Below are 14,103 nucleotides of genomic sequence, written 5' to 3'. Positions count from 1 at the left end.
AAAAAAGCTTAGCAAAATGCTAAGCTTTTATTTCGATATCTCTTGTAAGGAACCGAAGAATAAATCTGCTTCATTCATTTGTTCATTCTCTTCAGAAAGCAGTGGTAAATCATCTAATGTTTTCAATCCAAATGTGTCCAAAAATTCTTTTGTTGTTCCGTATAAAATAGGACGCCCTGGTCCTTCTGCTCTTCCCATTTCTTTTATAAGTAAATGTGAAACCAACGTTTGTAACGCCTTATCGGTTTTAACTCCTCTAATCTCTTCCATTTCAGTCCTTGTGATTGGTTGGCGATATGCAACAATCGCTAAAGTTTCGAGGGCAGCTTGTGAGAGTGAAGCAGCTGTTGGTGTATCTATTAATTTTTGATAATATGAAGCATGTTCTTTCTTTGTAGCAAAACGATATACTTTTGCATACTGTACAATTTGCAAACCACGGTTTGCACCTTCACATTCTTGTTGCATTTCTTCTAAAATATTAATTACTTCATTCATTTCAATTTCAAGAACTTTTGCTATTTGTTCTGGATAAATCCCTTCATCACCAGAAACAAATAAAAGGCCTTCAATAATTGACTTTTGTTCTTTCCTATCCATTTCACGAGCTCCTTCCTTCTATTTTCCCATAAAAATACACATCAAAAAACCGAATCACAATTAATGCGTTCGGTTCAATATTTTTTCTCTTGTTCCAAACGATACATTAAAACATAGCATGAGATAAAATGTTTGTATCCCATTTTCACATACTTGCTCTATGCAGATTTATTAGAGCTTGATACGAAAATTTCATCAAAATTATGTTCTTGCTCAATTATGATTTGTTGATTTTTCATAAGTTCCAGAACTGCTAAAAATGTTACAACCATTATTTCACGTTCATCATCAACAAACAAATCGTAAAAGCTTTGGCGACCACCCTTTATTTTTAACTGCTTTAAAATATCAGTCATTCGCTGTTCAATTGGTATTTCTTGACGAGTAATACGTGTTGTTACAGGTTTTTTTGCCTTTTTACGGCGCATTAATTTTTGAAATGCTGCTAGCATATCATATAACGTAACATCAAGAGGTAAGCTTGTCTCCTCTTCTTGTTGCAACGATGTAAAGTCAATTGGTGGACGTGTATATAGCTGTGCTCTTTCTTGTTCTCTTTCTTTTAACTCAGTAGCAACTTGCTTATATTTCTTATATTCAATTAACCTCTCCATCAATTCTTGACGAGGATCATCTATAAAATCATCACCGTTATCAAGTACATCTTCTTCGTGTTTCGGCAACAACATCTTACTTTTAATTTGTAATAACGTTGCAGCCATTACTAAATACTCACTTGCAACATCTAATTGAAGTTCTTTCATCGTATGCACATAAGATAAATATTGCTCTGTAATATCTGCTACAGGAATATTATATATATCAATTTCATAACGATGTATTAAATGTAACAATAGATCTAACGGCCCTTCAAAAGCCTCTACTTTAAAATTATATTGCACAAAGCATCCCACCACATTTTTTCTATAACAACATAAGTATAGAGCATACTCATGTTCTATCCAACCTTTTTAAGAAATTTAATTAAAAATAGACCGATGCCTATGTCATCATGCCCACCACTTCATATGATAACAGTGTAGTAAGAACAATGTAGGAGGTCAAAAAACTATGGGTCACGTTGATTGTGGTTTTAGCGGTGGGTTCGCATTACTTGTTGTACTGTTTATTTTACTAATTATTGTAGGAGCAGCTTGCTTCTGCTAATATGAACAATAACGGCTAGGGGGAAACCTCCTAGTCGTTTATTGTTCATATTTCTATGATACACTTATATGTATAACCGTTAGATAGGAGCGAGAAAACATGTATCCTACCGAATACATACAATTTTTAATTCATTTCCATGGAGATTATGACTATTTTGAATGCCACGAAATACTAGAAGAGTATTGGAAAACAAAACCAAGAGGTAATCGTGATTATTACTTAGTTGGTCTCATTCAAATCGCAGTTTCTTTATACCACCAAAGACGTGCTAATTGGAATGGTTCCACAAAAATGATGAAAAGCGCAATCACAATTTTAGAAAAAAGCGGTGTGCCTTTACAACGTTTAGGAATTAATCAAGTACAACTTCTTTCCTTGCTCAATGAAAGATTGCAATCTATCCATAAAAAAGAACGTTTTTTACCTTTATTTTTACCCTTATCAGATCCATCGTTAGAGAAGCAGTGCATAGAGTTATGTCAAAAACAAAACCTCTCTTGGAAAGACTTGAATGCTATCCCAGGTGAATATATTATAAACAAGCACACTATGCGTGATCGCACAGAGGTCATTACTGAACGAAACGAACAATTACAAAAAAGAAAGCAGAGATAATAAACTACTTATCTCTGCTTTCACGAATGTATATTTTGTTCTAGCCCTTTACATTTTTCGCAAAAACTTGCCGTTTGCTCATTTCCGCAAATTGTAAACTCAAGAAATTTACTCTTTAACTCTTGAACCATCTTCGTCCCAATCCCCACATGACGGTGAGACGGGTTCACACTCAAATGCTGAATTTCTAATACTTGATTCTCTTTTTTTACAATCCCCATTATTCCAACAAAATCTTCATTTTCTTTCCACAAATACAATTGCCAATCATCTTTTGCTTCATATTCTTTCATTGTCAATTGTAATGTTTTCACATCTTTTTCAGTTGGCATAAACGAAAGAAGCCCCATTGCAATTTTTTCATAACTTTTTTTAAAACGAATTAACATAACCCTTATCCCTTCTTACAAAAGTTACAAACTAGTAATCCCCTCAATCACTCTTTTCATATCACATTCATTTTACAATATTTTCAACAGAGTGAGAAGAGTCTAAAACAACTTGATAATCATACAAAGCGAAAAGAAGAAAGTCAAATCTATGTTTCAGCACTATTCCTTTAATAAATAGAGTTAAAAAAAGAAAATTTTATATGGAATGGAAAGAAACATATCATTCAACAGCACTTCATTTATAGTTACCCTAAAGCAGCACAATTCTAGCAAAATTAATATAACAAAAAATATTTATTGAAACATATAATGTAATGTATTCTATGTAATTGGTTAAAGTTTTGTTCTCACAAGCAATATATTTTAGCAACAATACTACTTGTATGATGAGCTGTAGAAGAAGTACTCAATCTCATTAAAAATAAAAAAGAGAGCAAAAGCTCTCTTTTTCCTTACCTTATTCTTCCCAAACTTTAACTTCTTTCATTACATCGCCTTGACGCATTTTTAATACTGTTTCAATACCGCTTGTTGCTTTACCAAATACAGTATGAACACCATCTAAATGCGGTTGTGGCTCATGAACGATAAAGAATTGGCTACCGCCTGTGTTACGGCCAGCGTGAGCCATAGAAAGTGATCCTACAAGGTGTCTATGAGGGTTTCCATCAGTTTCACATGGAATAGAGTAACCTGGGCCACCTGCACCTGTACCTGTTGGGTCTCCACCTTGGCTTACGAAGCCAGGAATAACACGGTGGAATGTCACACCATCATAAAATCCTTGCTCTGCTAATTTTTTAAAGTTTTCTACTGTTTTCGGTGCTTCTTCTGGGAAAAATTCCAAGTCGATTTTTTCACCGTTTTCCATTAATATGTATCCTAAAGTTTTCATGCGTATATGTCTCCTTTCAATTATCTCAGCACTATATTACCACATTCATGACTAGAAACAAAAAGAATCCGACAATCTAGATACTTCTTTTTTGAAATGTGGAAAAAGCTAGGTGACAAATAAGAAATATATACTATAATAACTTTGTTGCCCGAAAATTTTAGAAAGAGAAAGGGAGCGATTTTTCGTGAAAACGAAATTATTAGCTCTGCTATTAGCTGTAACGGTATTTATGATGCCAACAGCTTCATTTGCAGACATCATCGAGGGAGAATCAATTGTTACATTAGGAGAGAACTTATCCGAACAACAAAAACAAGATCTGTTAAAAGAAATGAAAGCACCAAAAGATGCTACAATTATCACTGTATCTAATGCGGAAGAACATAAATTTCTAGAAGGCATTGTTCCAAAAGCACAAATTGGTACGAGAGCAATTTCTTCTTCTATGATTACATACACAAAGCCAGGATCTGGTCTTATTGTACGATCAAAGAACATTAACTGGGTAACAGATGCAATGTACACTAACGCTTTGATTACAGCAGGTGTAAAAGATGCAGAAATTCAAATTACTGCACCTTTTAAAGTTTCAGGAACTGCAGCTTTAACTGGATTAATGAAAGCATACGAAACTGCGTCCAATAAACAAATTCCTGAAGAAGTTAAAAAAGTAGCGAATGAAGAAATGGTACAAACAGCCCAGCTTGGTGATAAAATTGGTGAAGAAAAAGCAGTTCAACTTGTTGCAAAAATTAAAGAAGAAATTGCAAAAGAACAGCCAAAAACAACAGAAGATTTACGTTCATTAATTAAAAAAATTGCTGACCAACTCGGCATTACATTAACAGATGAACAGTTAGATAACTTAGTATCGTTATTTGATAAAATGAAGAATCTTAATATCGATTGGAATCAAGTTGGTAGTCAATTAAACAAAGCAAAAGAACATGTTTCTGCCTTTTTAGGATCTGAAGAAGGGCAAAGTTTTCTAGATAAAGTGAAAGATTTCTTCTCAAGTATCATTGATTTTGTTAAATCTTTATTCAAGTAAAAAAGAAGCCCGCCAATGACGGGCTTCTTTTTTATACAAGTAACGGTAATTTCATAACAGCCTCTTCAACCGAACGCACTATATGATTTGCTTTCTCCTTTACATATGGATGGGCATGATGAAGAGTAAATGAATGCGGGGTTACTTCAAACATAGAAATATCATTGAAAGAATCTCCAATACAAGCAACTTCATTTGCTTCAATTTGCAAATAATCCATTAGTCGCTTTAGAGCACTCCCCTTACTCACGCCTCTTGGCATAATATCAACATAGCGTTTACCTGATATAAAAACTTCCGCTTCGCCTTGAAACGTATCTCGTAGCTCTTGATCTAACGTCACAATTTTCTCTTCTTCTCCAAAAACAAACAATTTTGCAGGGTGTACAGTCTTACCAAACTCTTCTTCTAACGCTTCAATTTCAGCGATATGCACGCCCATATATGCTTCAAAATTATGGTGATGTTCATTCTTCCTTTTTGTATATCGCTGCTCATTTGCACAAACAATATCCGCTAGTCCTTTTTTATGTATATATCGATATATTTCCTGGGCAACCACATTTTCAAAACTCGATTCATGAAATAAATTTCCATCTGGAAGTAACATTGTCGCTCCATTTAAGCCAGTTGTGTAATATGGGAATGCAAACCTTTTTACAACTTCATCAATTCTGTGTGTAAAGCGGCCAGAGGCAAAACAAATATTTGTCCCTTTCTCAGCTAACCAACACAGCGCACGTTCATCTTCTTTTTGCATATGATTCACATCGTAAACGAGCGTGTCATCTAAATCACTTACAAATAATTTAATCATGTCCTCTTCCCCTTTCATACACAATATCTACTCTAAGTGTACACAAAAAATGTTTGATTTTTGTTAAAAAATAATAAATTTTTGCTAAAAAAAATAAACGGGTGTATAATCCCGTTTATTTTTGTCTTTTTACATTTTGAGGTCTTACAATACTTGGTCGTACTTTTAAACTAGACATCGTTGGACGGAGTAAAATTTTTGTTAACGCGCCCCAATCAAATGGTAAAAACGGCCATAAATAAGGTGTTTGTAAACTTTTTATAGACGTTAAAAATAAAATTAATATCGTCATACCAATTACAAATCCCATCTCATGGAAGAGACCTGTTAAAATAATAACAAACAATTTCCCAACCTTATTCCCTAATCCTAGTTCATAACTCGGTGTTGCATATGCACCAACCATCGAAACTGCTACATACAAAATTACTTCTGGCACAAACAAACCTACATCAATTGCAATTTGACCAATTAATATAGCGGAAATCAACCCTGCTGCAGACGATAACGGCGTTGGAGTATGAATGGCTGCCATCCTTAAAAACTCAAGTCCGACCTCTGCCATTAACACCTGTAATAAAATTGGTAAATGCGTCATCTTAGTCGGTCCAATAAAAGCAAGATTTGCTGGCAAAAGAGTTGGATCAAATACAAACACTAACCAAAATGGTAATAAAAATAACGAGAATATAACACCTAAAAAGCGCACCCAGCGTAAAAATGTACCGACAGCTGGATTTTGTCTAAACTCTTCCGCGTGCTGTAAATGATGAAAATATGTTGTCGGTGTAATCATAGCACTTGGCGATGTGTCAACAAGTACTAACACATGTCCTTCTAGTAGATGATTTGCTGCTACATCTGGCCTTTCTGTATATCGAATAAGTGGGAATGGGTTATAGCTTTGCTTTACAACAAATTCTTCTACTGTTTTATCCGCCATCGTAATTCCATCTACATCGATGTTATTTAATTCTTGTTTTATAATCTTTACTAAATCTGGATTTGCAACATCTTGAACGTATGTAATACAAATATCCGTTTGCGATCTATCTCCTACTCGAACCATTTCATTTCGAAGACGTGGATCTCGAATTCTCCTACGAATTAACGCTGTATTTACAACGATATTTTCAACAAATCCATCCCTCGCACCTCGTACTACCTTTTCGGTATCCGGTTCTGTCGGTGTTCGCCCTGGATAACTACGAACATCGATCGCGAACGCTTCCGTTTCACCTTCCACAAATATCACGATCAGTCCTGATAATACTTGGAGCATTACCTCATCCATCGTTTTCACTTTACTTACTTGTTGATGGATTAAGCGATTCTCTAAAAGCTTCACTGTATCTTCTTCTACATCCCTTATCTCATTTGTATCCACCGCTTCTTCTAAAATAGGGATAATATAATTTGTATCACAAAGTCCGTTTACAAATAACACACCAATTTCTTTATTCAAAATTTGAAATTTACGAATGCCGACATCGTATGTAACGCCTAGTCCAACTGTCTGCTTTAAATAATTTTCATTGTCACTTATGAAAGTTGATATAGGGATATCCACTTTTTTAGGCTTCGTCATAAAAACCACTCCTTTCCAAAATTAATTGAATTGCTTTCTTCGTAATAGGTGATCCCCTCTCCCATTCATCATTTCCACACATCTTACCAATGTCACCGACTCCAACAATGACAGGAACATTTAAATCGTCTAAACAATATATTGTATCTCCGCTAATCCTGCCAATTTCACCATCTGGAAGTCCAAATTTATCAACACCGTATTCGGTTAAATTCCCGTTCCGATCTACACTTACATCTACACGTGCCCATTCCCAATGATGCGTATTAGACGCTACTGCTAAAATACCGAGCACATCAATTTGTTTATGGGTAGCCACATATTTTAATGCCTTTTCACCAGATCCTTCTCCAATAAATCCACTGTCATCAAACATGACAAATACAGGGTCATATGGCGTTTGCATAATAAGCTCAACAACTTTTTTCCCTGTCAATTTGGTTGGATTACTTTGTGATGCTGAAATACACCTTCCCCCAAATTCCTTCGTTAAAAGCTCAATTGTCCGCTTTGCATATTCATCTCCATCTGTGACCAAAACAACCCTTCGTCTCATTTGATTTATCCTTTCGGTTTACATATAAGTGCTATAAAAAATGAAAACAATATCGCTGCGGAAATGCCCGCAGACGTTAAACTAAACATGCCAATACCAATTCCTAAATATCCATGTTTTTCTGCTGCATGCATTGCTCCGTGCAATAGTGAATGTCCAAAACTTGTAATAGGGACTGTCGCTCCAGCACCTGCAAATTTTATTAGTTTATCGTACAATCCAAATCCATCTAAAATTGCTCCGATGACTACAAAAGTTGCCATTAAATGAGCTGGTGTTAACTTTACGAAATCTAACAATAGTTGCCCAATTAAACAAATAGCTCCACCTACAAGAAATGCATATATAAAATCCACAATTCACTCTCCTTTAACTCTCTCAAATACGACACCATGTGCAATTGTTGGAATCGTTTCCTTCTGTTGCATCATCATCGGGCTTAATAATGCACCAGTCGCAACGACAAAAATTCGTTGTAAATTCCCTTTTTGCATCTCGTGTAATAAATGGCCATACGTAACAACTGCTGAACAAGCGCAACCACTACCACCTGCAAACACTTCTTCTTGACTTGATTCATAAATCATCAATCCACAATCATTGTATATATGCCCAAGATCATAACCTTCCTCAAGTAAAAGTTGTTTCGCAATCGGCGTCCCAACAGCTGATAAATCACCCGTAACAATCAAATCATAATCATCGGCACTTCTTCTTAAATCTTCAAAATGTTGTTGAATTGTATGAGCTGCTGCTGGAGCCATCGCTGCCCCCATATCCAAAGGATTTGTAATTCCTAAATCTTGCACTTTTCCGATTGTAGCTGACGTAATTTTAATTGCACTTTTTTCATTGCTAATTAATATAGATCCTGCACCAGTCACAGTTGAATTTGCTGTCCCTGGTTTTTGCCCACCGTACTCTGTTGGATAGCGAAATTGTCTTTCAGCCGTTGCATTATGACTGCTTACTGTAGCTAAGACACGATTTGCAAATCCACCGTCTATAAAAGCTGAGCCAACTGCTAAAGTCTCCATAGACGTTGCACAAGCGCTAAACATTCCTAAAAAAGGAATGCCCCACTTACGCGCAACATAATTTGCTGTCACTGTTTGATTTAATAAATCTCCCGCTAAAAAGAAATCAATTTGCGATGTTTTTATATTCCCTTTTTGCACTGCTTGTTGAATTGAGTCTGACATTAATCTTCGTTCGGCGAGCTCCCAATTTTCTTCTCCACAATGCAAGTCATCATATGAAATATCAAATTTTTTCCCAAGAGGGCCCTCAGCTTCTTTCGGACCGACAGCAGTACCCGTTGCATTCACATATATATCATTTTGAAATACCCACGTTTGTTTTCCGGTCAACCTCATACTAGCCCCTCCTTTAAGACATAAAAATTTTAAAGGTATACCTTATTAACCCAATGATATATGCACCAACAACCCCAAATACAATCACACTTCCTGCCAGTTTAAACATATTTGTAGCAATCCCTAGAACAACCCCTTCGCTCTTATGTTCTAAGGCAGCGCTCGCCATAGAATTTGCAAATCCTGTTACCGGTACCGCTGATCCTGCTCCAGCAAATTGACCGATTTTATCATATACACCACACCCTGTTAAAATCGCGGATAATAAAACAAGGGTTGCAACAGTTGGGTTTCCTGCCTCTTGTTCACTGAAGTGAAAATAATGTATATAAAATTTCATCAATACTTCTCCAACTGTGCAAATGAGTCCACCTACAAGAAATGCTTTGATACAATTTAGTAAATAGTTTGGCTTTGGATGATACTCCTTCACTTTATTTATGTAATCATCCTTCAATTTCTGACTTGTCATTTATATACTGCCTCCTACTTTACGAAATAAATCCAGTGAAACAACGATCCTATTACTTTCCCAAGTACAAGAGCAACGAGTAAAACAATAATCTTCCCCTCTACCCCTACTCGTTTCGCTAAAATAGGCAGAACATTTAACACCTCTGTTAATGCCGCAGCAAGCATTCCAATGAACGTGCCACAAAATATCCCTAATATAACGAGCCAATATTGCGACGTTTGAAATGTAATGTTTTTCAAACTGCACCAAGCCCCTGTTAAAGTACCTGCAATGACTGCCCACTCAAAATATTGAATATGCTTTCCACTTCTCGTTAATTGGGCTAAACGGGGGATTATACCAAGTACAGCTAAAAATGCGACATATCCGCTACCTACCGCAATCCCTCCAGCTAAACCAATTAAAATAACAAATCCAGACTCAATCATCGGTAAGTTGTTTCATATTATCCTTGTTTTCATTAACGATTACATACTGATCAAGTGACTGTTGGTATTGAAACATCTCAACTTCTAGCGGACTCGGCTCTTCATTAATTCGCTTTTGAAATACATGATTAAAGAATAAAACCATCCCTAAGCCAAGACCTAAAGAATAAGGAATTTGAAATAAAAGTGGTTGCGCATTAAATTCTCCAGTAATCATGTAATATAACCGTTGATGTACTTGTTGCATACTTACATCTTCATGGAAATAAATGATCGCAAGGGCCGCTCCAATGAAAAGTAACAGCCATACAAGCCCGAAAAAAATTGGGTGTGTCTTCTTTTTTTCGTATATAATTTCAACAAGAGTTTGTCCAGAACCGAGTAAATTAATTTGTAGATGAGATGCTTTCTGTTGAATAATCTCAATTACTTTCATAACATCAATTACAACATGCGTCTTATCATGCGCTGTTATTTTGTAAACTATCTCATTTTGTAACAACTCAACTACGGAAGAATCTCCGGCAAGTTGAGCAACATCGCCCAGCTTTACTTCATAAGTAGGAGAAACTTTTAAACGATTGCGCATTTTAATATAAATCGTTTGTTCCAACTTTCATTCACCCCTTCACTCTTCCTCGTAGTTGTAGTATGGTTATTGAATTTTTTTCTAATACAATTTTTTCATAAAAAAACATCTGCACCATTTCGGTACAGATGTTTTTTACTTATGCCTTTTTCTTAAATAAGTTTGCAATACTTAATGCAAGCCCTCCCCAAATGACTACTATTCCAATAACCATCATCATAATTGCTGATTCACTCATTATGAAACACCTCGATCTTTCCATTCTTTTTCAAGCTTGGCAGAATCCGAATGTATTTGTGCATTCCATTTCTTTAGACTAATAATTAGCGCAACGATAAGGAAGGCTGCTGCTATCGACCAACCATACGTTACAACAAACTCAGTCGGATAATCTCCATAATTCTTTTTAATGTTTTGGATTGTACCATCAATTAGCATATACCCTAACATAAGCGGAGTAATAACGAGTAAACTTACTCTCCAAAACGTTCCTAATTTAATATCAGATACAAAGTTTGCATGATTTTGATAAACTGGTAAACGACGTAAAATGAGCCCTATCGTCACTACTTCCGCAAGTGCAATTGTAATTAATCCGAAATTATTAGCGAAATAGTCGACAACATCTAAGAACATAAGCCCACCACGTGTTGCAAATACAAGAGAAACTAACACGAGAAGGGTTCCCATAATTCCAATGGTTTTTTCCCGACTTAAACTGAATTTTTCAGATACAGCGGCAAAACATACTTCCGCGAGTGAAATAAGTGATGTGATTCCAGCAACCGTTAACGATAAGAAAAATAATACACCAAACAACGGTGACATCGGTAATTCATTAATAATTTGCGGAAATACTACGAACGCAAGCCCAACGCCAGCACTTGCTACTTTATCAACCGGTACTCCCATATTATTCGCCATAAATCCAAGAGCTGCAAAGACCCCAATACCTGCTAATAATTCAAATCCTGAGTTTGCAAATCCAGTAATAAAGGCATTATTTGTTGTATCCGAGTTTTTCGGTAAATAACTAGAATACGTAATCATAATTCCAAATGCTAAAGATAAACTAAAGAATATTTGACCATAAGCAGCAAGCCATACTTTCCCATCAAAAATACGACTCCAATCTGGTTTAAAGAATGCATCTAGTCCTTGCATAGCACCTTCCATCGTCACTGCACGAACGACGATAATAAGGAACATAACAACTAATAAAGGAATAAATATACGGTTAACAACTTCGATTCCTTTTTTAACTCCTTTAAATGCAACGCCAAGCACAATAATCCAAACGAGAGCTAATGGAATTAATACTTCCGGTACAAGTCCTCCAAATTGCCCTGGCTTATCTGCAACATGTAAGTACTCTTTAAATAAAAATGATTGCGTGTCTTTTCCCCATGCTCCAGTAATTGCAAAGTATGTATACGATATAGACCAAGCAATAATCACTGCATAATATGTTGAAACGATAAATGTTACGCACATTTGCCACCATCCAATAAATTCGGCCCGCGGGCTAATACGGAAAAATGTAAGTGGTGCTGAACCACGATGACGATGACCAAGGGCAAACTCAAACGCTAACAATGAAATACCAGTCGTTAATAATGCAAATAAGTACGGTAAAAAGAATGCTCCTCCTCCATTTTCATACGCTGTATAAGGAAAACGCCATATGTTTCCTAATCCAACGGCAGATCCGACCGCTGCAAAAATAAATCCAGCTCTCGTTCCCCATTGTTGCCTCGTTTCCATGTTTCCTTCCCCCTTTATGACAAGTTCATACTTGGATTATATTTTAAATTGACTAAATTATCAATAAATTCTGTTAATTTTTGCGAAAATTTACATCTCTCTCCTATTAACGGCATAAAAAAATCGAATAGACAATTATTCGTCTATTCGATCTTTCATCTGTTTTAATATTTTCTTTTCAAGTCTTGAAACTTGTACTTGCGAAATGCCTATGCGCTCTGCTACTTCTGACTGTGTTTGATCTTTATAGTAACGCAAGTATACAATTAAGCGCTCTCGTTCATCTAGTTCTCTAATCGCTTCTTTTAAAGCAATTTTATCGAACCATTTTGTTTCAGATTGATCTGCAATTTGATCTAAAATAGTGATTGGATCTCCATCGTTTTCATATACAGTTTCATGTATAGACGAAGGGGCCCGGCTCGCTTCTTGTGCTAGAACAACTTCCTCTGGCGTTAGTTCTAGTGCCTCTGCCACTTCATTAATCGTTGGAGCCCTTCCGAATTCTTTCGAAAGCTCATCTCTCATCTTTCGAATTTTGTTTCCTGTTTCTTTTAAAGACCTACTAACTTTCACTGATCCATCATCACGTAAGAAACGTTGTATTTCACCAATAATCATTGGAACTGCATATGTTGAAAATTTCACGTCGAAAGATAAATCAAATTTATCTACCGATTTCAAGAGCCCAATACATCCAATTTGAAATAGGTCGTCTGGTTCGTATCCTCGATTAAGAAACCGCTGTACAACCGACCAAACGAGGCGCATATTACTTTGAACGATTGTATCTCTCGCTTGTTGATCTCCATCTTGACTTTTTTGAATTAACGCTTTTAGCTCGTGGTCCTTTAACTGAGGTTTCTTCTTCTCATTTTTGACCTCTATGTCCATAGGCTATTCTCCTTAATTGCATAGAGCGTTACTATTTGATAAGTATTTTGTCAAATGGATTGTTGTCCCGAAAGATTCGTTTGAAATAACTTCTACTTCATCCATAAAATTTTCCATGATAGTAAATCCCATTCCGGAACGCTCTAATTCAGGTTTAGTTGTAAAAAGGGGTTGTCTCGCTTCATCTAAGTTAAAGATTCCAATCCCTTCATCTCGAATCGTGAGTTTCACCATTGCTTCTTCCAAAATTACAGAAATATAAACAATACCTTCTGCATTTCCTTCGTATCCATGAATAATTGCATTTGTAACCGCTTCTGACACAACTGTTTTAATCTCCGTTAATTCTTCCATCGTTGGATCTAGTTGTGCAATGAAAGCCGCTACTGTAACGCGAGCGAACGATTCATTTTGACTTAATGCTGAAAATTGAAGGTTCATTTCATTTCTCATCTATGCCACCCCCAACGTCGCGAGCGCGTGCGCTTCACTTTCTTCTAAGCGAACGATTTTGAATAAGCCCGACATTTCAAATAAACGCTTAACAGGCGGTGAAATTGCACAAACAACCATTTCTCCACCTAATCCCTTTACGTGTTTATATCGGCCTAATATAACACCTAGACCAGAACTATCCATAAAAGATAAGTTCTCTAGGCTCAAAACAATATGATGAACACCATGTGTCTCAATCATATCTGTTACTTTCGTTCGCAACTCTTCAGCCGTATGATGATCTAATTCACCCTCTAGTCTCACACATAGGACGTCACGTTTTACTTCTAATTGCATGGAAAGACTCACACGATTTCCTCCTTATGCTCAAACTTTACTTATTCACATACATAAAGATTTTCGTGATACAAAATAAGAATCCTTCCTGCTGACAA

The 14,103-nt window shown here is 36.0% G+C and carries 20 protein-coding genes; 3 read left to right on the top strand and 17 right to left on the bottom strand.

Going from position 1 to position 14,103, the window contains the following annotated elements; genetic code table 11:
* Positions 1-27 precede the first annotated feature (27 nt).
* On the bottom strand, positions 28-600 hold the full coding sequence (gene scpB / locus AC22L0_RS16445; protein ID WP_000375170.1) for a segregation/condensation protein ScpB: 573 nt from the start codon (positions 598-600) through the stop codon (positions 28-30).
* 158 nt (positions 601-758) lie between these two features.
* Positions 759-1,502, bottom strand: coding sequence for a segregation/condensation protein A (locus AC22L0_RS16440; protein ID WP_001199753.1), 744 nt, complete (start codon positions 1,500-1,502; stop codon positions 759-761).
* Positions 1,503-1,671: 169 nt separating this feature from the next.
* Here AC22L0_RS16440 and AC22L0_RS16435 point away from each other — a divergent pair, with 169 nt between their 5' ends.
* Positions 1,672-1,767, top strand: coding sequence for a YjcZ family sporulation protein (locus AC22L0_RS16435; protein WP_000510194.1), 96 nt, complete (start codon positions 1,672-1,674; stop codon positions 1,765-1,767).
* Between the two features lie 99 nt (positions 1,768-1,866).
* Positions 1,867-2,385, top strand: a complete 519-nt coding sequence (locus tag AC22L0_RS16430; protein ID WP_000283606.1) for a DUF309 domain-containing protein — start codon at positions 1,867-1,869, stop codon at positions 2,383-2,385.
* A gap of 20 nt (positions 2,386-2,405) precedes the next feature.
* Here AC22L0_RS16430 and ribT read toward each other — a convergent pair whose 3' ends face one another.
* Together ribT and AC22L0_RS16420 are read right to left on the bottom strand one after the other, a co-directional pair.
* A complete protein-coding gene (gene ribT, locus AC22L0_RS16425; protein WP_000908401.1) occupies positions 2,406-2,774 on the bottom strand; it encodes a GNAT family N-acetyltransferase RibT in 369 nt (122 codons plus the stop codon).
* Positions 2,775-3,234: 460 nt separating this feature from the next.
* Positions 3,235-3,672 carry a peptidylprolyl isomerase gene (locus tag AC22L0_RS16420; protein ID WP_000853782.1) on the bottom strand — a complete coding sequence of 146 codons (438 nt, stop codon included), beginning with the start codon at positions 3,670-3,672 and terminating at the stop codon, positions 3,235-3,237.
* A 187-nt stretch (positions 3,673-3,859) separates the two neighbouring features.
* On the opposite strand from AC22L0_RS16420, the gene AC22L0_RS16415 reads away from it, so the two are divergent.
* The gene (locus AC22L0_RS16415) at positions 3,860-4,726 is read left to right on the top strand and encodes a DUF1002 domain-containing protein (RefSeq protein ID WP_000850515.1); all 867 of its coding nucleotides are present in this window, start codon (positions 3,860-3,862) and stop codon (positions 4,724-4,726) included.
* A 31-nt stretch (positions 4,727-4,757) separates the two neighbouring features.
* Here AC22L0_RS16415 and AC22L0_RS16410 read toward each other — a convergent pair whose 3' ends face one another.
* The 13 genes from AC22L0_RS16410 to spoIIAA all read right to left on the bottom strand — a co-directional run bounded on the left by AC22L0_RS16410 (position 4,758) and on the right by spoIIAA (position 14,017).
* The gene (locus tag AC22L0_RS16410; RefSeq protein ID WP_002062280.1) at positions 4,758-5,561 is read right to left on the bottom strand and encodes a Cof-type HAD-IIB family hydrolase; all 804 of its coding nucleotides are present in this window, start codon (positions 5,559-5,561) and stop codon (positions 4,758-4,760) included.
* A 97-nt stretch (positions 5,562-5,658) separates the two neighbouring features.
* On the bottom strand, positions 5,659-7,131 hold the full coding sequence (spoVAF, locus tag AC22L0_RS16405; protein ID WP_000165596.1) for a spore germination protein SpoVAF: 1,473 nt from the start codon (positions 7,129-7,131) through the stop codon (positions 5,659-5,661).
* On the bottom strand, positions 7,118-7,687 hold the full coding sequence (gene spoVAEA, locus AC22L0_RS16400; protein ID WP_001254415.1) for a stage V sporulation protein SpoVABEA: 570 nt from the start codon (positions 7,685-7,687) through the stop codon (positions 7,118-7,120). Before spoVAEA ends, spoVAF begins: the two co-directional genes overlap by 14 nt.
* 5 nt (positions 7,688-7,692) lie before the next feature.
* Complete coding sequence (spoVAE, locus tag AC22L0_RS16395; protein ID WP_000345904.1) at positions 7,693-8,043, bottom strand: stage V sporulation protein AE; 351 nt, start codon at positions 8,041-8,043, stop codon at positions 7,693-7,695.
* A gap of 3 nt (positions 8,044-8,046) precedes the next feature.
* Positions 8,047-9,063 (bottom strand): stage V sporulation protein AD, encoded by a 1,017-nt coding sequence (spoVAD, locus tag AC22L0_RS16390; protein ID WP_001241163.1) that lies wholly within the window; start codon positions 9,061-9,063, stop codon positions 8,047-8,049.
* Between the two features lie 13 nt (positions 9,064-9,076).
* Positions 9,077-9,535: a stage V sporulation protein AC gene (gene spoVAC / locus AC22L0_RS16385; RefSeq protein ID WP_000203810.1), complete on the bottom strand. Its 459-nt coding sequence runs from the start codon at positions 9,533-9,535 to the stop codon at positions 9,077-9,079.
* Positions 9,536-9,549: 14 nt separating this feature from the next.
* Positions 9,550-9,966, bottom strand: a complete 417-nt coding sequence (spoVAB, locus tag AC22L0_RS16380; RefSeq protein WP_000572936.1) for a stage V sporulation protein SpoVAB — start codon at positions 9,964-9,966, stop codon at positions 9,550-9,552.
* On the bottom strand, positions 9,959-10,579 hold the full coding sequence (locus AC22L0_RS16375; RefSeq protein WP_000438366.1) for a stage V sporulation protein AA: 621 nt from the start codon (positions 10,577-10,579) through the stop codon (positions 9,959-9,961). The genes spoVAB and AC22L0_RS16375 overlap by 8 nt, the downstream gene beginning before the upstream one ends.
* A gap of 115 nt (positions 10,580-10,694) precedes the next feature.
* On the bottom strand, positions 10,695-10,793 hold the full coding sequence (locus tag AC22L0_RS16370) for a methionine/alanine import family NSS transporter small subunit (RefSeq protein ID WP_087967362.1): 99 nt from the start codon (positions 10,791-10,793) through the stop codon (positions 10,695-10,697).
* Positions 10,793-12,319: a sodium-dependent transporter gene (locus AC22L0_RS16365; RefSeq protein WP_000450089.1), complete on the bottom strand. Its 1,527-nt coding sequence runs from the start codon at positions 12,317-12,319 to the stop codon at positions 10,793-10,795. The genes AC22L0_RS16370 and AC22L0_RS16365 overlap by 1 nt, the downstream gene beginning before the upstream one ends.
* Before the next feature lie 135 nt (positions 12,320-12,454).
* Entirely contained in the window at positions 12,455-13,213 is a 759-nt protein-coding gene (sigF, locus tag AC22L0_RS16360; RefSeq protein WP_000350729.1) for an RNA polymerase sporulation sigma factor SigF, read from the bottom strand.
* Between the two features lie 12 nt (positions 13,214-13,225).
* Positions 13,226-13,666 carry an anti-sigma F factor gene (gene spoIIAB, locus AC22L0_RS16355; RefSeq protein ID WP_001243398.1) on the bottom strand — a complete coding sequence of 147 codons (441 nt, stop codon included), beginning with the start codon at positions 13,664-13,666 and terminating at the stop codon, positions 13,226-13,228.
* Positions 13,667-14,017, bottom strand: coding sequence for an anti-sigma F factor antagonist (spoIIAA, locus tag AC22L0_RS16350; protein ID WP_000059135.1), 351 nt, complete (start codon positions 14,015-14,017; stop codon positions 13,667-13,669).
* Positions 14,018-14,103 lie beyond the last annotated feature (86 nt).

It is taken from the genome of Bacillus sp. LQ01 (assembly GCF_057624735.1).
This window is presented reverse-complemented; position numbering and strand designations above follow the sequence as displayed.

Coding starts and splice junctions, on each gene's coding strand:
- scpB (WP_000375170.1), bottom strand. CDS start 600: ATGGATAGGAAAGAACAAAAGTCAATTATTGAAGGCCTTTTATTTGTT.
- AC22L0_RS16435 (WP_000510194.1), top strand. CDS start 1,672: ATGGGTCACGTTGATTGTGGTTTTAGCGGTGGGTTCGCATTACTTGTT.
- AC22L0_RS16430 (WP_000283606.1), top strand. CDS start 1,867: ATGTATCCTACCGAATACATACAATTTTTAATTCATTTCCATGGAGAT.
- ribT (WP_000908401.1), bottom strand. CDS start 2,774: ATGTTAATTCGTTTTAAAAAAAGTTATGAAAAAATTGCAATGGGGCTT.
- AC22L0_RS16420 (WP_000853782.1), bottom strand. CDS start 3,672: ATGAAAACTTTAGGATACATATTAATGGAAAACGGTGAAAAAATCGAC.
- AC22L0_RS16410 (WP_002062280.1), bottom strand. CDS start 5,561: ATGAAAGGGGAAGAGGACATGATTAAATTATTTGTAAGTGATTTAGAT.
- spoVAF (WP_000165596.1), bottom strand. CDS start 7,131: ATGACGAAGCCTAAAAAAGTGGATATCCCTATATCAACTTTCATAAGT.
- spoVAEA (WP_001254415.1), bottom strand. CDS start 7,687: ATGAGACGAAGGGTTGTTTTGGTCACAGATGGAGATGAATATGCAAAG.
- spoVAD (WP_001241163.1), bottom strand. CDS start 9,063: ATGAGGTTGACCGGAAAACAAACGTGGGTATTTCAAAATGATATATAT.
- spoVAC (WP_000203810.1), bottom strand. CDS start 9,535: ATGACAAGTCAGAAATTGAAGGATGATTACATAAATAAAGTGAAGGAG.
- spoVAB (WP_000572936.1), bottom strand. CDS start 9,966: ATGATTGAGTCTGGATTTGTTATTTTAATTGGTTTAGCTGGAGGGATT.
- AC22L0_RS16370 (WP_087967362.1), bottom strand. CDS start 10,793: ATGAGTGAATCAGCAATTATGATGATGGTTATTGGAATAGTAGTCATT.
- AC22L0_RS16365 (WP_000450089.1), bottom strand. CDS start 12,319: ATGGAAACGAGGCAACAATGGGGAACGAGAGCTGGATTTATTTTTGCA.
- sigF (WP_000350729.1), bottom strand. CDS start 13,213: ATGGACATAGAGGTCAAAAATGAGAAGAAGAAACCTCAGTTAAAGGAC.
- spoIIAB (WP_001243398.1), bottom strand. CDS start 13,666: ATGAGAAATGAAATGAACCTTCAATTTTCAGCATTAAGTCAAAATGAA.